Genomic DNA, 22036 nt, shown 5'->3' with positions numbered 1-22036 from the left:
TCTTCGCTGCTCTCAGAATGACAAAAGTCAAATAGTTTGACTTTTGACAACCTATTTTGACTTTACTTCAAACGATAAGAACTCCCGTCCCAAATATATGTTTTAGAAGCTTTCTTCTTCTTTTCACGATCTCTGTCATCCTTTTCCATTTCTTCCATTTTAAAGATGAAAGCATTGGGAATTCCGCCTTTGTCATTCGGGAAGACAAATTCTTCAGAATGGTAATAAACATCGGCATCACCAACGCTCATTAACTGAGGTAAAGCTATCAGCTTTTTATTTCTAAACAAAATATATTGATCATAACTTGGAATTCCACAGGCTTCCCCCGAAACAATAACTTTTAAAGTCAGTTCAACATTTTTCAGCTTATGATTGCTTTCCATTGCAAAACTTCCGTAGCTTAAACTTTCTCCCGAACCTGTTTCAAAAGAAACCTCATCAATCAGTGTATTTTCTTCCATAACTTTTACAGAAGCATAATTCTGATGAATGGTTCCGTTAAAATCAAGATTTTTTTTCGCTAACGTTTTGGTGAGACCGAAAAGAAAATCGTAGCCATTCTTATTTCTGTATCCTACACACAGATTTCCGCCCCAAACGTAGCCTTCTGAAGTTGAATCGCCTTTCTGATAAGAAATTTTAAACCAGTTCGCTCTTCTTTCGCCTAATTTAAGGATCGTTTCGTCTTTTTTGAGAATTAAAATCTGCTGATTGCTCTGCAAAGAATCTAAAATTGGAGAAGTAATATTCGGAGACTGTCTTATTCTCGTCCAGTCCGTGAATATTTTCTGTGTTTTATTTTCTTCAAAATCGAAAACTCCGTTTGCGTACACGTAATCGTCTTCCTGCGCAGAGAAAATCTGAACAACGAATACAAACAGAATGGTGAAAAAGGTTTTCATAAGATTTGGTTAAAACTGAGGTTAAGGTTGAGGTTGAGATTAAAATTGAGGCTAAGTGAAAAATGTGATTATTTATTTTTCAAGCAGCAAGCTTACCCATTCTTCTCTCTGAAGTTTTTTTGTAAGCGTTAAACCGTTTTCCTTACACACTTCAAGAATATCATCCACATCAAAGAAACACAATCCGGAAAGCAGTAATTTCCCACCTTCATTTAGTACAGAAACATACGTCGGAATGTCTGAAATTAAAATATTTCTGTTGATGTTTGCCAAAATAATATCGTAATGTTCTTTGCCTAAATTTTCTGCAGTTCCCAGCTCAATATCCAGTTCCACATTATTTCTTACTGCATTTTCTTTGGAATTTTCTACCGACCATTCATCAATATCAATCGCTTTGGTTTCTCCGGCTCCGATCTGTTTTGCATAAATTGCCAGAACCGACGTTCCACAACCCATATCCAGAACTTTTTTACCTTTAAAATCAATATCCATCATCTGTTGGATCATCAGATGCGTTGTCGGATGATGCCCTGTTCCGAAAGACATTTTCGGCTGAATAACAATTTCGTGCATCCCCGGAACAGATTCATGGAACTCTGCTCTGATCAGCACTTTATCATCAATATTAATCGGCTCGAAGTTCTTTTCCCATTCTTCATTCCAGTTGATGTTTGGCATTTCTTTAAAAGTATATTCAATTTTTACCTCATCATTCTGAAAAAGCGGCAACGCTTTCAGCTCTTCTTCATTAAATAAATCTTTCTGAATATATCCTAAAATACCGTTGATTTCTTCCGTAAAACTGTCGAAACCTATCTCAATAAGTTCTGCCATTAATATTTCGTTCCACGGCTGAAGCGGTGTGATTTTGAAATCGAATTCTAAATAATTTTGCATGTGAATAATTTGTTGCAAAAATAAAACTACTTTTTTGATTTATTGGAATATTGCTGGTTTTGTTTTTAAAGCGATTAGTTTTGTTTTTAACGCAAAGTCCGCGAAGATTTTTTTTTATAGTTTACTGCATATTCTTCGTTCTCTAAGGCGTTTCACTCAGCAAAGGTGACACGTTTACTTTGTCATTCTGACGAAGGAAGAATCTCTATTTTTTATTACATCCTAATTATTTTTAAGCTTATCCTTCAGTTTGCCCGCAAAATTCTTAATTCTTCTTAACTGCTTAATGTTCTTAATGGTTTTCTTTTTAAACGCAATACACGCAAAGGATTAATTTGAAATTATTGAGAATATCTTTCGTTCGCAAGGGCGTTTCACTCAGCGAAGGTGATACGCTTACTTTGTCATTCTGACGAAGGAAGAATCTCTATTTTTTATTTCTGGAATATTGTTGGTTTCGTTTTTAACACGACTAGATTTGTTTTTAACGCAAAGTCCGCGAAGATTTTTCTTTGAAAACTTACTGGATATTTTTAAGTTCGCTAAGGCGTTTCACTTAAACAAGCACACAAAGAGTTTTTTACTACACCCTAATTATTTTTAAGCTTATCCTTCTGTTTGTCTGCGAATTCTTAATTTTTCTTAACTGCTTAAATGTTCTTAATGGTTTTCTTTTTTAAACGCAATAGGCGCAAAAGGTTTCTTTGAAATTATTGAAAACATTCTTCGTTCGCAAGGGCGTTTCACTCAGCGAAGGTGACACGTTTACTTTGTCATTCTGACGAAGGAAGAATCTCTATTTTTTATTACATCCTAATTATTTTTAAGCTTATCCTTCAGTTTGCCCGCAAAATTCTTAATTCTTCTTAACTGCTTAAATGTTCTTAATGGTTTCTTTTTAGACGCAATAAGGCACAAAGTTTCTTTGAAATTATTGAAAACATTCTTCGTTCTCTAAGGCGTTTCACTCAGCGAAGATGACACGTTTACTTTGTCATTCTGACGAAGGAAGAATCTCTATTTTTTATTCTGGAATATTGCTGGTTTTGTTTTTAAAGCGATTAGTTTTGTTTTTAACGCAAAGCCCGCGAAGATTTTCTTTTAAAAACTTACTGCATATTTTTAAGTTCACAAAGGCGTTTCACTTAAATAAGCACGCAAAGCATTTTTTTAACTTATCCTTCAGTTTGCCTGCAAATTCTTAATTCTTCTTAACTGCTTAAATGTTCTTAATGGTTTTCTTTTTTAAACGCAATAGGCGCGAAGGATTAATTTGAAATTATTGAAAACATTCTTCGTTCGCTAAGGCGTTTCACTCAGCGAAGATGATAGGCTTACTTTGTCATTCTGACGAAGGAAGAATCTCTATTTCTGACGGAAGAAAAATCTGTCGTTTATTGATTAGAGATTCTTCACTCTCACTTCGTTCCCGTTCAGAATGACAGATTTCCCGCAGAAAAAAAGCGAACCGAAGTCCGCTTTTACAATAGTTTTATATCTTGAGTCCGAAAAAAATCCAGAACTCAAAACTTTAAACTTTAAACCAATTATGGATTGGTAGAGAAAATAGAACCGTTTGCGATCAACGCTCTTCTGTTCATTTTTAAAATATCTCTTACCCATTCTGCAAAGTCTTCCGGCTGAAGAACTTTTTCAGGATTTCCGTCTGTTAAACCTCCCTGAATCGACATATCTGAAGCAATCGTGCTCGGCGTTAAAGTAATCACGCGGATATTCTGTTTTCTCCATTCTGCCATCATCGACTGAGACAGGGAAACAACTGCTGCTTTGGATGCTGCATAAGCCGACATATTCGGCCCGCCTTTCAAACCTGCCGTAGATGCAACATTTACAATATCCCCCTCTCCTTTTTCTTTCATGAAAGGATAAACAGCTTTTGCTGCATAATATACCCCGAAAAGATTAGTTTTAATCACCTGCTCCCAGGTTTCAGAAGGCATTTCTTCAATAGAACCGAAATCTCCGATCCCTGCGTTGTTAATTAAAATATCAACACCTCCTAACTGCTCCACAATTGATTCGATTCCTGCTTTTACATGGATTTCATTATCAATACTGAAAACTGCGTAAGCCGATTTTACTCCCAGTTTCTGGATTTCATCGACTACCATTTTAAGGTTTTCTTCATTTCTTCCCGTGATGGCTACATTTACTCCTTCACTTGCCAAAGCTAAAGCCACAGCTTTTCCCAATCCTCTTCCGCCTCCTGTAACGATGGCATTTTTTCCGTTTATATCCATTTTTAAAGAATTTTTTATTCGTTGATGCAAATTTACGAAACATTAGCCGAGCTAAAAATCCGTATTATGATTAATTTATAAATAACCGGTTATGTTTAAAGCAAAACCGACTCCAAAATGGAGCCGGTTTCTTTGAAAGTATAGTAATAAATGAAAATTAAGGAATAATAATCTGGTTCTGAACGTCAAATTCTTCTGTGGCAGAGAACTGGTTTCCATACATATCCGTTGCTCTTACCTCAACTTTATGCTTTCCTAAAGAAAGTTTTTTCGGGAAATCTCCTGTCCAGATGTGTTTTGAAGATTCCGGATTGGAAGGCCTTCTTCCGGGGAAAATATTCTGCGTAGTATCCCATTTGAAAACCGACATCGCAAAACTCGGATCTACGGTTTCATCATACTGCATTTCTTCCCATTTTTCACCGTCTATTCTGTATTCTACCTTATCTTTTTTGCTTCCCATGAAGAAATTTGCCAAAACTTTTGCAGACGTTTTTGAAGGGAAAGGAACTACTTTCGGAACATATAAATTGATCTGATAATCTTCAGGTTTTCCGGCAGTTTTATATTTTACTTTATATTCATTATCGTTAAAACTGATGAAAGAATATCCTTTTGCTGTTCCGTCTCTCATCGTGGAAGTAGGCAAGCCCAAATCATCCGAAGTTCCGGACCACCAGTCGCCGCAGGTTGTTCCTACATTGTATTCATGAAGATCTTTTGAACCGTTCCATCCTGCTTTTTTTCCGTAAAAAAGCTGCTGCTGAACGTGAGTATGCGCCGAAAGCAACAAAGCATTTTTAAACGGCGCAAGGTTATCAAATAATTTCTGGCGGTCTGCATTTCTGAAATTATCTTCGTTTTTATGCTCCAGAGGAATATGGAAAGAAACAACAATCAGTTTATTTTTATCCACCAGTTTCAGATCGTTTTCGATGAACTGCATCTGATCTTCACGGAAACCTCCCCAATATCCTTTTCCGTCGCGCGGATCGGGATACAAAATATCATCCAAAATAATAAAATGCACATTCCCGTAATTGAAGGAATAATTTGCAGGTCCGAAATTGGATTCAAAAGTCTCATCGGAAAGCATATCTTCTTTCGCTTCGTAGTTCATGTCATGATTTCCCATCACATTATACCAAGGAAGTCCGATTTCTTTCATCACGTCCGCATAAGGTTTTTGCAGGCTTAAATTATCTCCCACCAAATCCCCAAGACTGATTCCTAAAACCGCATTTTTCTTCGTACTTTTCACCTCATTTACAATGGCTCTTTTAAAATAATCCAATTGTTTTTCTGTGTAAGGCTGCGGATCTCCGAAAACCAGAATATCAAAATTTTTGCTTTCATTCTGTTTATTTAAGGCAAAATTAATTTCTTTCGGAAGTTCGCCTGTAGGTGCAGAACCTTTGTATTTAAAATCTGTGGGAGAACCTTTGGGTTTGTACTGATAATAATATTGAGGAAGATTATTTGCATTTAGAGGAGTCATATAGCCGGAAGGTTTGATAACAAAAATGGTCTGTCCGTCCTGAACAGGCAGACTGTATCTTCCGTTTTTATCGGTTAACACAACCTGAGCTCCGTTGGAAACCGCCACTCCTTCGATTCCTTTTTCTTTGTTTTCCTTCTTCTGGTTTTTGTTGCTGTCTTCGTACACATATCCCGAAACAGAAGCCTGTGAAAATGCCATTGCTGAAATTAAAAAACAAGGCATTAAAAATTTTATGTTCATTGTATTGATATTTACATTTAAGTTTTGGCTGAAGCCAATCTGATTATTTTTCTGAAAATCGGGCTAAAGCCCGATCCTACGGATAAGTTTATGGTTTATTCCACCACATTTTAACATTGATATTGTCTCCACCCATTGCCTGAACTGCTGCATTGTAATTAGCTGTGTTCATTACTTTGGTCTGGGTAGGATACATAAATCTTACCGGCATCTGTCCGTTGTTCTGAAGCCCGCCGTTGTTCGGTAAAACCGGGAATCCTGTTCTTCTGTATTCGTACCATTGCTGATGGTCTACAAAAAACAGAGAAATGTATTTCTGAAGCATAATTCTTTCGAAAGTTCCGTTGTAAGCCACATTAGTATTCGTAAAATAATTGGCTGGAACGGTTGCTCCCCATTGTTCAATAATCGATTTTACCCCGTTTTCATAATAAGTCTGGGTATTTCCTGTAATAATTCCTTTGAAAGAAAGCTCTGCAAGAATAAACTGAACCTCAGAATAAGTCATGATTAAATCTTTCAACGGCGCTTTTGCCAGATTCTGATTGAAATTCGAAGGCTGATAATTAAAAGAACTTCCCAAAGCATATCCTGAAGGAGCGCCTTTGTAACCGATGTTTGCATTCGTTGCCAGATCTTTTGCCTGTGTGAAGAACATGCTCATTCTCGGATCATTATTGTTTTTCATGGCATTCACAAAAAATTCTCCTGCGGCACGGTACGCTGTAAAATCCTGCGGTCTTGCGATCGGCGGAAGATAGGGTGAAATTCCTGAAATGGTTAATAAAGCGCTGTCTGTATTGTTCTGGAAAATCGGATATGTGGCAGGATTGCTTACAATTTCCTGAATTCTTTCATGAACATTTACTTCTCCGTTTCTTTTCAGAATTCTTGTTAACAATCTTAATGATAAAGAATTACAGAATTTCTTCCAGTTAACGATTCCCGTCACATTATTATTGGCATTATAGAAAAGATCGGTTTCCGTTAATGTTTTGGTGGTATCGAATAAGCTGTTTGCTGTTTTAAGATCATTTAAAAGCTGAACATAAATATCTTTCTGGCTGTCGTATTTTGGGGTAATGATTCCCTGATCGATCTTTACGGCTTCAGAAAAAGGCACATCTCCGAAAGCATCGGTAAGATTGGAGTAGATCCACGCATTCAAGACCATGGAAATCGCCAGATAATTGTTGTTCTGCTCTTTTTTGGCAAAAGTTCTCAGGTCATTCACCTGCTTCAGCCATTTGTAAGAGGTGTTCCAGACTCCGTTTCCGCTTCCTTCCGTCATATAATATCTGCTGTACGTATTTCCTTCATTCGGAAAATCCAGACCGATCTGCATGATATCGAAAGTAAAATCATTGGCTCTGCTGTATCCGTAGTTTGCCATTTCGTACTGAATGGGAGCCAGAAGGCTTCCTACAGACGGATTGAGAATTTTACTGGTATCTGTGTTGATTTCTTCAAAATTTCTGTCGCAAGAATTGAAAATAAAAAGTGAAGCAATCAAAGCTATATTGATGAATAATTTTTTCATTTTTTTAAGATTTAAAATTTAAGATTTAACTGAAATCCAACGGTTCTGGCGGTTGGAAGCTGCCCCATTTCCACTCCGGGAGTAATGGTGGCGTTATCTAAAGTGGCTACTTCAGGATCAAACATCGGGAACTTTGTCCACATCCATAGATTTTTTCCGAAAATAGCTAAGGTAAGATCCTGCAGTCCTAAAGATTTTATGGTTTCTTTCGGGAAAGAATAGGCGATTCTTGCATCTCTCAGTTTGATAAAATCTGTGCTGAATGTATTCGTTTCAACGTTGGCTCTTCTGTAGTATTCTGCATAATAAGCAGAAACGGTAACCGCTTTTGTATTCGGGCTGTAAGAACCGTCCGGATTCTGCACAACTCCTTCTCCTACGATCATTCCGTTCGGATTATCTCTTCCCGGAAGTGTAGATTTCAGTTTTCCCTGTTCCGACATTTTGTGATGCGACTGCGAATACGCAACACCACCGTACTGACCGTCGAATGAGAAGCTTACGGTGAAATTTTTAATTTTAAAATCATTCTGTAAACCGGCTCTCCATTTCGGGAATGCATTTCCTACTTTTTCTATTTCTGCAGGTCTTAAAGGCAATCCTGCGTTGTCATAAACAACCTGTCCCTGACTGTTTTTCACCAGCTTGAAACCATACATATCTCCTAAAGAACCTCCTACGATTGCTTTATAAAAAACCACTCCTCCCACGGTTGAAATAATTCCGTCGAAACCTTCGGACGTGGTAAGTACTCTGTTTTCGTTGGCAGACCAGTTGGCTCCGATCATCCAGGAGAAGCTTTTGGTTTTAAATGGTGTCGTATTTAAAGATAATTCCATACCTCTGTTTCGGATTTTTCCCGCGTTGATGATTCTTTGAGAATAACCGCTTTCATAAGGAAGAGAAACCGGAATAATCTGATTTTCACTCATGTTCTGATACAGCGTGAAATTAAAATTCAATCTGTTTTTTAATACGCTGAAATCCATCCCCACTTCTACGTTGGCATTTTTTTCAGGCTTAAGATTCGGATTGTTGAAGATATTTCTCGCTACCACACTTCCTGTGATAGAACTGGTATCGTAATAGGTATCTAACTGATAAGGAGAACCGTCGATTCCTACTTTTGCCCACGAAGCTCTCAGTTTCCAGTAATTGAAACGGTCGCTTTTCAATTTAAAAATTTCTGAAAGGATGAAACTCGTACTTACGGAAGGATAAAAGAATGATCTGTTGGATTTCGGAAGTGTGGAACTCCAGTCGTTTCTTCCGGTAACATCCACAAAGAATTTATTGTCGTATCCCAATGTTACCAAACCATAGACACTGTTTACCTGTTCGTCTCCCGGTCTCGGATATTTTACATCAATTCCAAGCGCATTGGTAAGATTGTATTCTCCGGCAATTTTCAATCCGTTTGCCTGATAATCATTCATCACATACTGATTGTAACGGATGCTTCCTCCGGCTGATGCAGAAATATTGAATTTATTAAAGCTCTGTTTGTACGAAAATAAAACATCGTTGTTGTATTCGTGATTTTTGATGTACTGTTCTCTGTAGAATCCTTTTGCATAATTGGCTGAACTCCACGGACGTTTTGTTGTTCTTTTTTCGTTCAGCACTTCCAGTCCGGATCTTAACATGAGGCTGAAATTTTTATTGAACTGATAATCTGCCGTAATGTTTCCGAAAATCGTTTTTTTATCCACTCCGTTCAGCATTTCATAAGCGATGAGGTAAGGATTGTCGATAAATGTACTGAAAGGGTGAATCTGATCAATCTGCACCTGTCCCGGTTTCCAGATGGGTTGATACCATGCAAGATCCACATTCGGATTCTGGAAGATCATGAAATAGGAAATCGACTGGTTATTGTATCCTGTTGCCGGAAGATTGTCACTTGATGTTTTATTGAAAGTAAATTTGGTAGAAATTTTTAATTTTTTGGTTAACTGATGCGCGAACGACAAAGCAAAATTCAGTCGGTCGAAACCTGTATTCGGCATCATCCATTCGTTATTAAGATAGGTAAGCGATGTTCTGAAATTGGTTTTATCATTGGAACTCTCTACCGAAAGACTGTTGGAATACGTAGAACCTGTTCTCCAGAATCCTTTGATGTTGTCTTCATAAGCTCTCCAAAGCTGTCTTTCCTTGCTCTGTCCGCCAACGGTAGGATCATACTGAAAATAATACTGTCCCGCGAATTTCGGTCCGAAAGCACTGCTCGTTCCTCCGGTACTTACACCGTCTGCAGAAGCTCCGTAGGAGTAATAGAATTGTCCTGCCGTATTTTTAGCCAAAGTTCCCTGTCCGTATTCGTACTGCCAATCCGGCCATTTTAAAACCGTATCATAACTTGAATAGGAATTGAAAGTCACCTGAATTTTTCCGTTTTTGCTTTTTCCGGATTTTGTGGTGATCATCAAAGCTCCGTTCGCAGCGCGGGATCCGTATAATGCGGCTGCAGAAGCTCCTTTCAGAACGGTTACCGATTCAATATCATCGGGATTGATGCTGTTCAGTCCGTTTCCTAAATCAATCGGAACATCCCCTCCGGAACCCGCTCCGTACGCCGGAGTTCCGGTTCCTGTGGTGGAATTTCCCAAAGGAATTCCGTCTACAACAATTAATGCGTAATTATTATCCAATACCATCGACTTTTCGCCTCTTAAGGTAATTCTGGAACTGGCAAGCGGTCCCGCTCCTGCCGTCTGAACTTTCAGTCCGGCAACTTTTCCTTCCATAGACTGAGCCCAGTTGTTGTTCTGGGTTTCTTCAAAAGTGTCTGAGTTTACTTTTTCCGCAACATATCCTAAAGATTTGTCTTGTCTCTTGATTCCCAAAGCGGTTACCACAACTTCGTCGATGTTCTTAATGGTATCTCTTTTCACTTTTTGCTGAGCTGCCAGATTTACACTGACAAGTCCTAGTAATGATAAAATGAGTACTTTTTGTGTCTCTTTACGCATATCCTTTTTGTTTGCGCAAAACTAAAACGATATTATGAGTAGGATTTTAATACTATTTTAACATTTATTAAAGAATTATTAAACGCCATATTAATTAAACCTTAATAACATTGCACAGCCAACTGGTTAACAAGAGGTTAAACGAATGAATAATTTTTAATATTTTAAAGCTGATTTATTTCCCTAATTTTATTGTCTTTTCCTGAGTAAATAAGGGATACCACAAAGTTGGCTGAATTTTAAAAGAAACTTTTAAAACAAAAAAAGTCCGCCTCAAAAGAGACAGACTTTCTGTATAAAGATGACATGATCTTATTTTTTAAGCTGATCCGGAATATTGGTAGTGATGAAACCAATTCCCTGCTTTTTTAATTCATCGGCAATGGCAACGTCATTCACCGTCCATGCATTGGTGATCAATCCCAAAGCTTTTGCATCTGCAATCCATGTAGGATTTTTCTGGAAAATGCTGTAATGGTAATCGATTCCGTCCAAACCTTCGTCCTTGATCTGCTGCGGAGAAAGCTCTCCTTTCAGATACTGAACTTTAAAAGTGGGTTCCAGCCTTTTAATTTCCTTACAGATATTTAAGCTGAAAGAAATAAAATCGCATTGCGCTCCAAGCTTCATATCCTTAATCATTTTGATGGTTTTCGCCGTCAGTTCATCCTCTTTTTCCTTCGTTTTGTCAGGCTTTATTTCAACCACCAGTTTTAGCGACTTATCTTTTTTTCCCTGTTTTAAATAGTCTTTCAGAGTGGGAAAATCTTCACCGTTGGATAATTTTACTTTTTCCAGTTCTTTAAAATCGGTTTCGGAAATTTCCATTTTGGCGTGATGTTCGTCGTGGTTTACCACCAAAACTCCGTCTTTCGTCATTCTCACATCGAATTCAGATCCGTAAATCTTCAAATTCTGTGCGTTTTCCAACGATTTCAGAGAATTTTCCGTTGTCGGCGGCTGCGTCTGCCAATAACCTCTGTGCGCTACGATCTGGGTTTGTGCCTTCATTACTACTGTGCTTAAAACTGCTAACCCTAAGATAAAATTTTTCATAATATAATTTGAATAGTATTCGAAAGTCTTTCAACTTTCAGATAAAGGTATATAAATTTATTTAAGTGAATCGTCAATTGTGAATCCTTCGCTTTCAATGATCAGTTATTTAAAATTAACAATTGACTTGCAAAGCAAAATTGACCATTTACATTTTTCACATTAAACTTGTCTAAACTTTTTTACCGCAAAAGATTGTAACACTTTAGTTATTTAAGTTGAGTACTTAAATGTAAAAAAAAGAGCACATAAGTTAAAAAAATCAAAGATTTTTCTCTTTGCAGACTTTTGAAATACTTTAAATAAACTCAACAAAGTCTTTTGTCTCTTTTGCAGTTACATTAAAATGAGTTTAAACTTATTTTTAGATTAGAAAGAATATTTCGCTCCGATCTGGATTTGGTAAGGATTTCCTGAAAGTGGCTCCAGTCCGCTTGTATTCAGACTGTATTTAAACTGTTTTGTTGCCTGATCAAATCCTGTAATTCTGTACAGTGCCGTATTTCCGTAAGATTTGTTAACGCCCCATTCTTTGTTAAGCAAATTGGCAACGTTGAAAATATCCACTGAAAGTTCAAAGGCTCCGATTTTTTCAAATTTGATTTTCTTTGCTACACGAACATCCCAAACTCCGTAGAAACCGTTCTTTCCGCCGTTTCTTTCTGCAACTTTGTTGTTGTAATCTGTAATGTAGTTCTTCAAAGCCTGTCCCACTTCAGGATTATCAATTAAAGTCTGTGTAAGATTCGGAAAAATGTAAGCTAAATCGTTCGTATCTACGAAATCTCCGTTTACATTTCCTCCTGCCGCTACAGAGAAACGGGTTCCGCCGATTCCGGCATACCTGATTCCCAAAGTAAATCCTGCAATCGTTGGAGAGTTCCCGTAAATCACGACTTTGTTTCTGAACTGGTTGTCAGAATACGACATTCTTAAGTTTCTCGGATCTCCCGAAACCATGGTAGACAGTGTTGCAGAATTGGCTACGTTTCCGTTATACGAAGTGTTGTCTTTGATGTCTGCCCAGGTGTAACTTGCTGTAATTTCTCCGTCTTTCCAGTAACGGTAACTTGTATCTAATACGAATGAAAACTGATTGACTTTTCCATCACTCACCAATTCCAGAACTCTTCCAAAATTTTTGTTGATTCTCCCATCTTTCCAGTTCAGTGTTCCGTTGGCTGCAATGGTTGCTGCAGGAACAAAAACACCTCTTCCGCCTTCATTATCCAGCGTAAAATACGGATTTGACACCATATTCCTGTCGTAGTAGAAATAGTTGTTTCTTCCCAACGTCATGTAACCCGCAACTCCCGCTCTGAATCTATCGTTGAAGAAATGCGTATAAGAAACATTGGCTTTGTAAACCACCGGAATTTTTGCATCTTTTCCTGTGTAGTTAATGGTAGGAAGCTGATACTGCGCTAAAGTAGGAACCGTTCCGTAATCGTTTCTGTAGCTGATGAAATCCGGCTTAAGACCAATCTGTGAAGGATTTACATCCACTGTTGCCAAATGTCTTCCGTCAAACACCAGATTATTGATAATCATATAATTGTTGATGTCTGAAGAGAAAATTCCAGCCCCGAATTTCAGGAAGTCTTTATTTCCTTCATTAATATTCCAATCGAACTGGAATCTTGGCTGAATGATGAATGATTTGATCTGATTATCTGTCCGGATTCCCATTTCATCATACAATTTCTGATTGAAGCCTGCTTTCGGATAACCGCCGTAATCCAATCTTAAACCCGCCATTAAATCCAGACCTTTTGCAATTTTTGTCTGAATCTGTCCGTAAACTCCCAAGTTATAAATATTGGACTTTACAGAAGGATCTTCCATCAAAGGAACTTCTCTGTAAAATCTGTACGCCACAAGATTATTAAAATTAAATAGATTATCTCCTCCGTTCACAGTAGGATTTTCCCTGAAGTGGAATCTTCCGTTCACTTCACTTCCGTACACCGATTTTGCCATCGTGTACATTAAATCTGCTCCGAAGGTATATTTGATTTTATCGGTATTGTAGTATAAATTGTCTACGATCTGGAAAACATTATTTCTGAAACTTTCCTGCGCAAAACGGTGTCCTCCGATCTGAATATTGGTTGCTTTATCTTTTCCGTCGATGCTGGTTACGATATTTTCGACAATGGCTCTCGGTACGGGATGACCAAGCTGATCGTTTTGGTAACTGTCCTGAAACGTGTAAAGATACTGCGCCTTCAGTTCGTTCGTCATATTCGGTTTTAAGTTTGATCTTAAAGTCAACAATAAGCTGTTATCCAGATTTTTATCATTTCCATACGATTCAAAAGCGTTGATCGCTGTGTTGTCTCCTAAACCGTTTTTGTTCAGATCATAGGTGAAGTTATTTCTTAAAGTCAATAAGTTTTTATCGTTAATTTGCCAGTCTAAACGCAAAAATCCGGCATCAGAATTTCTCACTTTATCAAAACTTCCGAACTGCGGTGTATTTCCAACGCCATATTTTGCTCTGGCAATATCAAGGAATTTATTTAAAGTAGCCGTTGTGGTATTTAATCTTAATTCGTCGTCATGAGATTTGATATCGGCAATCTGCAATGGTCTTGAATCCAACTGATGATCCCATGCAACGAAGAAATGCAGTTTGTTTTTGATGATCGGTCCGCCTAAAGAGAATCCGAACTGGGAAGTGGAAAAATCGTTGTTGATTTTATTTCCTCTGATGTCGTATTTGCTGGAAAGCCAGTTTGTCCTCAAATATTCCCATGCACTTCCAGAGAATTTATTGGTTCCTGATTTTGTAACTGCACTTACAGTTCCTCCTCCGCTTCTTCCCAATGTGACATCATATTGATTGGTGGTTACTTTAAATTCACGAACCGCTTCGATGGAAATAGAAAAAGGAGCATTACTTCTGCTTGTGGTAGAACCTGCAGAAGTAGGATTTTTAGCTGTCATTCCGTCGATGGTAAAATTCGTGGAAGAACCCAACTGTCCGGAAATACTTCCGTTTTTACCGCTCAACGGCGAAAGTTCAGCAAGGTTATTGAAGTTTCTTCCGTTTACAGGCAAAATTCCGATATTTTTGGTTGTGATGGCTGTTGCCGCACCTAAATTCCCGATTTTGTTTTTTAAATTTCCGGTAACAACCACTTCTTCAATGCTTTTCTCGCTTCCCAAATCTACGTTTACCGTTACCTGATCTCCAAAATTCACATTGTGGCCTTCCCTTTTTTCATCATTTACGAATACCGTGTAAGGGCCGCCCAAAGGAATTTCTTTGAAAATATATTCCCCTTTCGAATTGGTTTCCGTTTCCGTTTTAAAACCTGTCGATTCATTTACAATGGTTACTTTTACCTTTTCCTGCGGAGCTTTTCCGGTTCCGGTAACTTTTCCTACAATAGAAGCCTGAGTGGTCTGCGCATACGCAAGCGTTCCAAAACTCAGGAACAATAGTCCCAATACAATCTTTACTTTTCTCATATCTACAAATTAGCTTTGCAAATGTATTCTGACTTTCAGGATCCTCTGTTTAAGGGAGTTTTAACATTTTTTAAATTATATGGGAACCTTATGTTACCTGAATTTTAACCCCGATTTTATCTGGTGGATAATCAGTGGGTTTAAATATGTTACAACTTTTTAATTTTCGCAGAATATTTAATTCCCTTATTTTTTAAATTGGAATTACTTTTATTTATTTTTGCTGAAAAAGATAGAAACCCGATGTCCGAAAACATACAACAGAAAATAGAAGATCTTCGAAAAGAGCTTCATCAGCACAACGAAAATTATTATCTCCTTGATACCCCGACGATTTCGGATTATGATTTTGATATGCTGCTGGAAGAACTTCGTGATCTGGAAGCCCAATATCCCGAATTTTATGATGAAAACTCTCCTACCGTTCGTGTCGGCGGTGGAATTACCAAAGTTTTTCCTACGGTTCAGCATAAATTCAGAATGTATTCTCTTGATAATTCTTATGATTTTGATGATCTTGAAGACTGGGAAAAAAGAATTATTAAAACCATTGACGAACCGGTGGAATTTGTTGCCGAACTGAAATATGACGGTGCTTCGATCTCCATTTTGTATGAAAACGGAAAACTGGTTCAGGCAGTAACTCGCGGTGACGGTTTTCAGGGCGATGAAATTACGGCTAATGTTCGTACCATTTCGGATATTCCTCTGAAACTAAAAGGTGATTTTCCGGAACATTTCTTTATGCGCGGAGAAATTTATTTAACCCGAAAAAATTTCGATAAAATCAACAAACAGCGTGAGGAAGAAGGTCTCGATCCTTTCATGAATCCCAGAAATACCGCAAGCGGAAGTCTGAAAATGCAGGACAGCGGCGAAGTGAGAAAACGTGGGCTTTCATCGGTTCTGTATCAGTTTATTTCAGAAGATATTCCTGCAACATCGCATTGGGAACTGCTTCAGAAAGCGCAAAGCTGGGGTTTCAAAACATCCCAACAGGCAAAATTATGTACGACTTTGGATGAGGTTAAAGAATTTATTAATTTCTGGGATGTTGAACGTCATAATTTACCGTTTGAAATTGACGGTATCGTTTTAAAAGTCAACTCTTTAAAACAGCAGAGACAACTTGGATATACCGCAAAATCTCCACGCTGGGCAATGGCTTATAAATTTAAGGCTGAAAAAGTGGAAACCGAGCTGCAAAGCGTTTCTTATCAGGTCGGAAGAACCGGAGCCATCACTCCGGTTGCCAATCTGAAACCTGTTTTATTAGCCGGAACGATCGTAAAGAGAGCCTCGCTTCACAATGAAGATATTATTAAAAAACTTGATCTTCATGAAAATGATTTCGTTTATGTAGAAAAAGGCGGTGAAATTATCCCGAAAATTGTCGGCGTCAATACCGAAAAAAGAACGGAAGAAAGCAAGGAAATTGAATACATCAAAAATTGTCCGGAATGCGGCACTGAGCTTGTAAAAATTGAAGATCAGGCAATTCATTTCTGTCCGAATGATCTTCACTGTCCGCCACAGGTTGTGGGAAGAATGATCCATTATGTTTCGAGAAAGGCTTTAAATATTGATAATCTGGGAAGTGAAACCATCGAACAGCTTTACAGAGAAAGATTAATTGAAAATCCGGCAGATTTCTATGTTTTAACAAAAGAGCAGCTTCTTCCGCTTGAAAGAATGGCAGAAAAATCGGCACAGAACATCATTTCAGGAATCGAAAAATCCAAAGAAATTCCGTTTGAAAAAGTACTGTACGGAATCGGGATAAAACACGTCGGAGAAACGGTTGCCAAAAAACTGGTTAAAAATTTCCCGACCATCGAAGATCTGAAAAATGCGACGGTAGAAGAGCTTTGCCAAGTAGAAGATATCGGAACCAAAATCGCGGTAAGCATCGTGGAGTTCTTTGCAAATTCCGAAAACATTCTCATGATCGAAAGGTTAAAATCTTACGGAGTGCAGCTTGAAAAAGGCGAAAGCACAAACGAAGTTTTATCAAATGTTCTGGAAGGCAAAACATTCCTTTTTACCGGAAAATTATCATTATTTACCAGAGAAGCAGCAGAAGAAATGGTGGAAAAACACGGTGGAAAAAATATTTCGGCAGTATCCAAAAACCTTAATTTCCTTGTCGTTGGCGAAAAAGCAGGAAGCAAACTGAAAAAAGCGCAGGACATCGGAACGATTGAGATTCTGGATGAACAGCAGTTTTTGGATTTGGTAGAAAAATAATTTTGCTTTAGATAATTACAAAAGACTGTCTTTCAAAGGCAGTCTTTTTTTAGCTGTGTTCCAAAATATACAGAGCATCCGAAATTTCCCTGGCAAATCTTTCATCCCTCTTTTCGAAATAATAAAAACCTTCTTCAAGACTTTTTGAATTTTCTTTGATCCACTTCAGAAATTTTTCCCGATCTGATTCATCGAAACTTTTATTTTTCAGGTTTTCGTTGACAAAATCCTGATAATAATACCGGATTAAATCCACATAAATCATAAAGCTGTTTTGGGCAATATCCACTTTCCAGTATTCTAATAATTTTTCAATTTTACCCGTCACATTATAGATTCCGAAAAACAGATCATCATCAAAAAAATTTCTATTTTCTAAGAAATACTTCCACCATTCCAAAAGAAAAGTGATAACCGCTTCTTTTTCAATACCATCCCAGACTTCCCATTTTCCGTATTCCAGTTTTCCGAAAATACCAAACGGCTGAATTCCAAGATTCTGATCAATGCAAAGTTCCAGTATTCTCGGCAGGAAATGTTTAAAATCATCCACATTTCCCCACGTTGTCATTGCTTTGAAAGCATATCGTGAAAGATCCTCTTCTTCGAGCTCTCTGAGTTCCTTACTATGAATTTTCTCTTTGTCACGATCCGAAACACAACATGGGCATCCCTCGATAACAGATCGGATTTCATATTTTGAAAAAACAGAATACAGGTTTTCAATCGACTTTTTCAGACTTTCATTCAATGGTTTAGTATTTTACGATACAATATACCTCATTTGGATTTTTATCAAAAGAATTATTGTAATTTTATTTAGTAAAATCTTCAAAATGGAATTTTTAAAAGATCATTACGTCATCCAGAATGAGCTTCTGCTGATTTTCATCTCCGTTCTTCTCGGCATTTTCATCGGAACGGAGCGGGAATACAGAAACAAATCGGCAGGTTTGCGTACTTTTATTCTGGTCTGTTTCGGATCCTGCCTGTTTACGATACTTTCCATTAAAATCGGGGTCGCCAATCCGGATCGGCTGGCTGCCAATATCATTACCGGAATCGGCTTTCTGGGAGCGGGAGTTATTTTTAAAGGGGATAATAAAATCGACGGAATTACCACTGCCACAACCATTTTCGCAACAGCTTCCATCGGAATGGCAGTCGGATCCGGATATGTTTATCTTTCTCTCCTCGGAACGCTTCTTATTTTATTGGTTTTAAATTATTTAACCTATTTTGAAAAATTTATAGACAGGCATCATAAAATCCGGGAGTATAAAATTGCAGTCGTCAATTATCATGATATTCAACACTGTGAAGAACTTTTTAAGAAAAACAATCTGAAATTCACCCTCGCAAAACAGCAGTACACACAGGGAAATTTATCGACAACATGGATGGTTACAGACAATAATACCAATCATGAAATTTTAATGAAAAGCCTGATGGAAGATGATAAAATAATTGCCTATCAGTTTTAATATCACCGATGTCAATAAAAAATCCCTTCGGATGAAGAGATTTCAGATGTGTAAATCATTTTATTTCTTTTTAAAAATATACAGAGCTTTATTGGGACCGTCAATCGGTTTTCCTTCCATATCAAGCTGTGTAAGTGTGTTTTCCCCGACTTTATATTTGTATTTTGAAGTTTTTCCGTTTAAGGTAATGATGCTTCCTGTAGAATCCCATACAAACATTCCCGTATCTTCATTTTTAGAATTTCTTTCCAGATATTCTTCTGTGATTTTAAAAGTTTTGTCCTTATTTAGAACAAGTGTCGTTTTAATTCCGGGGCAGTCTGCGCATGGAACTGTGGCTTCATACGTTCCGTCCCAGTCCAAAGAATTTTCTGAATTATCAGCACCCGCAACGGAATTTGTTTTGGTACTGTCCACCGGAGCCTGAATCGCCATCGGATCTGTTTTAGGGTTCACTTCAGGATTTTTGTCTTTTTGGGTACAGGAAACCACAAGTGGCATAAGAGTGATTCCCAGAATCTGAATTGTTTTTTTCATAATAAATGATTTAGCGTGAATGCTTTTTCAGCAGCAAAAATTAAGCCGCCTGATAGTTTCTTGTTGATGGTTTCTTGTTGATGGTTGATAGATCGAACTGATTAAAGATTAAACCTTATCATCAATCCTGATACAAAAATTTTATTTGTTTTTATTTTTCTAGAATAATCGTTATGCTGAATTAAAATTTTGTTTTTGAAAATAAAAGAATCATAAAATTTTAAATTTGAACAGCCTCTAAAAAAACAATTAACTATCAGCCAATTTTAACCCAAATCTCCCTTTTTCTTTGTAAATTGGGGCAAAATTTTGATTATGACAAAAAAGATACTTCTATCTGTATTTCTTTTGCCGGCTGTAATGACGTTTGCACAGCAATACGGCGGAATGTGGATTCCAACGGAGCTTAATGAAAAGGAAATGAAAGATTTGGGAATGAAAATCTCTGCCAAAGATATTTTCAATCCGCAAAAAGCAAGCATAAAAGATGCGGTAGTACAGTTCAACGGAGGCTGTACCGCGGAAATTATCTCGCCAAAAGGGTTATTGCTTACCAACCATCACTGTGGATACGGACAGATTCAGTCTCACTCTACGGTACAGAATGACCTTTTATCGAATGGGTTCTGGGCAAAAAATCCTCAGGGAGAACTTCCGAACCCGGGAGTAACGGTAGACTTTATTGTTGATATCAAAGAAGTGACTTCTCAGATTTTAGAAGGAACCGATAAACTTCAGGAACCCGAACTTTCTAAACAGATTGCCAAAAATATTGAGATTTACAAAAATTCTCAGAAAACAGAATCTTATCAGTCGATTTCTGTAAGATCCATGTATTATGGGAATAAATTCTATGCTTTCACTATCGAAACATTCAAAGATATCCGTCTGGTAGGAGCGCCGCCTCAAAGCATCGGAAAATTCGGTTCAGATACAGACAACTGGGTTTGGCCAAGACATACAGGAGATTTCTCCATGTTCAGAATTTATGCTGATAAAAATAACAAACCTGCTGAATATTCTAAAGATAACGTTCCTTACGTTCCGAAACATTATCTTCCGGTTTCCATTAAAGATAAAAATGAGAATGATTTCACTTTTGTATTCGGATTCCCTGGAAGAACCACAGAATATCTTCCTGCTATCGCAGTTGAAAAGATCATGAAAGACACCGATCCTGCGAGAATTGCAGTGAGAGATGTTGCTTTGAAAACGCTGGACGAAAAAATGCGTACCGATGATGCCACAAGAATTCAGTATGCTTCAAAATACGCTTCGGTAGCCAATTACTGGAAAAAATGGATCGGAGAAGTGGAAGGTCTGAAAAAATCTAACGCGGTAGAGAAAAAAGTACAGTATGAAAATTCTCTGATCGCTAAAAATAAAGACATTAAAACGACTTTAGATCAGCTGAACAAACTGTACAACGATCAGGCTCCTTACGCATTAAACAACGCATATTATTCTGAAACCATCAGAAATGCAGAAACTTTAATGCTTGCCAATCTTTTCTACAACTACATTACTGCGGTAGAAGCCGGAAGAATGGACGAAAAAGGGACAACTTCCTTTAAAAACAGACTGACTTCTTTCTACAAAGATTACAATGCAGAACTTGATGCAAAAGTTACGGCAAAATTACTGGCTCTTTATGCCAATAAAACGGCTCCGGAATTTTTACCTGCAGGATTTGAAAAATATAAAAATGAAGCACAAAATCTTCAGACCGTTGAAGAAGATTCTAAAAACTCCATCATCACAGGAAGAACTGAAGTAAACGGAGCTTCTCTGAGCAAAGATATCGACAAGGCATTCTCCAATCAGGACAAACTGATCAAAACATTGAAAAAAGATCCTGTTTATCAGACTTATTTATCCATGAGAGATACCTACATCACAAAAGCTGATCCTCAGTTTACATCGATGCAGACGAAAATTGATGCTTTACAGAAGACTTATATGGCGCAGCAAATGGCAACGGATAAAGACAGAAAATTCTTTCCAGATGCAAACTCTACGCTTCGTGTAACGTACGGAAAAGTGAAAGGTTCTTCTCCGAGAGATGCTGTTTCTTACAATTATCAGACGCATTTGGCGGGAGTAATGGAAAAATATGTTCCGGGAGATTATGAATTTGATGTTCCGAAAAAGCTGATTGAGCTTTACAGCAAAAAAGATTTCGGAGTGTACAAAGATAAAACCGGCGATGTTCCTGTAGGATTTACTGCAACCAACCACACAACGGGAGGAAACTCCGGAAGTCCGGCTCTTGATGCCAACGGAAATCTGGTAGGACTGAATTTCGACAGACAATGGGAAGGAACAATGAGCGACATTAATTATGACCCTCGTTTCAGCAGAAATATCATGGTGGATACAAAGTATATTCTTTTCATTATCGATAAATTTGCAGATTCCAAATGGCTGATTGATGAGATGAAGATTGTAAAATAAATGATAAGAAAAGTCCTGAAAAAAATTTCAGGACTTTTCTATTTCTTTATGATTCTTACTTTAAGAGTCTAAAGAGGTTTTTAATTTTTACATTCCGGTTCTCCACAGAATTTACCTACTTTTTCGCAAACGCCATCGTAGTTCATACAGATCATTAATCCTCCTTTTACTGTTTTAAGATTTTCTCTAGAAAGTTTCTTTAAATTTTTCATTGTTTTTGTTTTAATTTTTTTCCTACTCTATGAGCTTTTCAGATACCGCTATATTTTAAGATAAATTTAAACAAAAGAAACAATTCTCCAATAATTTTTCACACATTTAAGAAAAAAAATATATTATGTTAAATAGAAAAGCATTTTATAAGGTTTAACCGATCATAGTTTTAATTTTCAATCCATATTTAAAAGAGTCTATTTAAATTTTTCAACGGATTTAAATAGATTCTTTTTATTTTTGACA

The 22036-nt window shown here is 37.3% G+C and carries 14 protein-coding genes; 3 read left to right on the top strand and 11 right to left on the bottom strand.

The window, feature by feature from the left end; all coding sequences use genetic code 11:
• Positions 1 to 62: 62 nt before the first annotated feature.
• The 8 genes from BW951_RS09420 to BW951_RS09385 all read right to left on the bottom strand — a co-directional run bounded on the left by BW951_RS09420 (position 63) and on the right by BW951_RS09385 (position 14855).
• Entirely contained in the window at positions 63 to 905 is an 843-nt protein-coding gene (locus BW951_RS09420) for an SH3 domain-containing protein (protein ID WP_076392129.1), read from the bottom strand.
• A 72-nt stretch (positions 906 to 977) separates the two neighbouring features.
• The gene (gene prmA, locus BW951_RS09415; protein ID WP_076392127.1) at positions 978 to 1805 is read right to left on the bottom strand and encodes a 50S ribosomal protein L11 methyltransferase; all 828 of its coding nucleotides are present in this window, start codon (positions 1803 to 1805) and stop codon (positions 978 to 980) included.
• Between the two features lie 1547 nt (positions 1806 to 3352).
• Entirely contained in the window at positions 3353 to 4066 is a 714-nt protein-coding gene (locus tag BW951_RS09410) for a 3-ketoacyl-ACP reductase (RefSeq protein WP_076392125.1), read from the bottom strand.
• Positions 4067 to 4223: 157 nt separating this feature from the next.
• Positions 4224 to 5807: a calcineurin-like phosphoesterase C-terminal domain-containing protein gene (locus tag BW951_RS09405; protein ID WP_076392123.1), complete on the bottom strand. Its 1584-nt coding sequence runs from the start codon at positions 5805 to 5807 to the stop codon at positions 4224 to 4226.
• Positions 5808 to 5895: 88 nt separating this feature from the next.
• Complete coding sequence (locus BW951_RS09400) at positions 5896 to 7347, bottom strand: SusD/RagB family nutrient-binding outer membrane lipoprotein (RefSeq protein WP_076392121.1); 1452 nt, start codon at positions 7345 to 7347, stop codon at positions 5896 to 5898.
• Positions 7348 to 7358: 11 nt separating this feature from the next.
• Entirely contained in the window at positions 7359 to 10322 is a 2964-nt protein-coding gene (locus BW951_RS09395; protein ID WP_076392119.1) for a SusC/RagA family TonB-linked outer membrane protein, read from the bottom strand.
• A 312-nt stretch (positions 10323 to 10634) separates the two neighbouring features.
• On the bottom strand, positions 10635 to 11378 hold the full coding sequence (locus BW951_RS09390; protein ID WP_076392117.1) for a glycerophosphodiester phosphodiesterase family protein: 744 nt from the start codon (positions 11376 to 11378) through the stop codon (positions 10635 to 10637).
• 369 nt (positions 11379 to 11747) lie between these two features.
• Positions 11748 to 14855, bottom strand: coding sequence for a TonB-dependent receptor (locus BW951_RS09385; protein WP_076392115.1), 3108 nt, complete (start codon positions 14853 to 14855; stop codon positions 11748 to 11750).
• 243 nt (positions 14856 to 15098) lie between these two features.
• On the opposite strand from BW951_RS09385, the gene ligA reads away from it, so the two are divergent.
• On the top strand, positions 15099 to 17102 hold the full coding sequence (ligA, locus tag BW951_RS09380; RefSeq protein ID WP_076392580.1) for an NAD-dependent DNA ligase LigA: 2004 nt from the start codon (positions 15099 to 15101) through the stop codon (positions 17100 to 17102).
• A gap of 49 nt (positions 17103 to 17151) precedes the next feature.
• On the opposite strand, the gene BW951_RS09375 is transcribed toward ligA, so the two are convergent.
• A complete protein-coding gene (locus BW951_RS09375; RefSeq protein ID WP_076392113.1) occupies positions 17152 to 17853 on the bottom strand; it encodes a hypothetical protein in 702 nt (233 codons plus the stop codon).
• Between the two features lie 85 nt (positions 17854 to 17938).
• Between BW951_RS09375 and BW951_RS09370 the strand changes: the two genes are divergently transcribed.
• On the top strand, positions 17939 to 18586 hold the full coding sequence (locus BW951_RS09370; RefSeq protein WP_076392111.1) for an MgtC/SapB family protein: 648 nt from the start codon (positions 17939 to 17941) through the stop codon (positions 18584 to 18586).
• Positions 18587 to 18646: 60 nt separating this feature from the next.
• On the opposite strand, the gene BW951_RS09365 is transcribed toward BW951_RS09370, so the two are convergent.
• Entirely contained in the window at positions 18647 to 19123 is a 477-nt protein-coding gene (locus tag BW951_RS09365) for a copper resistance protein NlpE (protein WP_076392109.1), read from the bottom strand.
• A 315-nt stretch (positions 19124 to 19438) separates the two neighbouring features.
• Here BW951_RS09365 and BW951_RS09360 point away from each other — a divergent pair, with 315 nt between their 5' ends.
• The gene (locus tag BW951_RS09360; protein WP_084196403.1) at positions 19439 to 21577 is read left to right on the top strand and encodes a S46 family peptidase; all 2139 of its coding nucleotides are present in this window, start codon (positions 19439 to 19441) and stop codon (positions 21575 to 21577) included.
• 80 nt (positions 21578 to 21657) lie between these two features.
• Here the strand turns inward: BW951_RS09360 and BW951_RS23130 are convergent, their stop codons facing one another.
• On the bottom strand, positions 21658 to 21789 hold the full coding sequence (locus BW951_RS23130; RefSeq protein WP_262487837.1) for a bacteriocin-like protein: 132 nt from the start codon (positions 21787 to 21789) through the stop codon (positions 21658 to 21660).
• Positions 21790 to 22036: the final 247 nt, after the last annotated feature.

It is taken from the genome of Chryseobacterium gambrini, assembly GCF_900156825.1.
GTDB lineage: Bacteria > Bacteroidota > Bacteroidia > Flavobacteriales > Weeksellaceae > Chryseobacterium > Chryseobacterium gambrini.
This window is presented reverse-complemented; position numbering and strand designations above follow the sequence as displayed.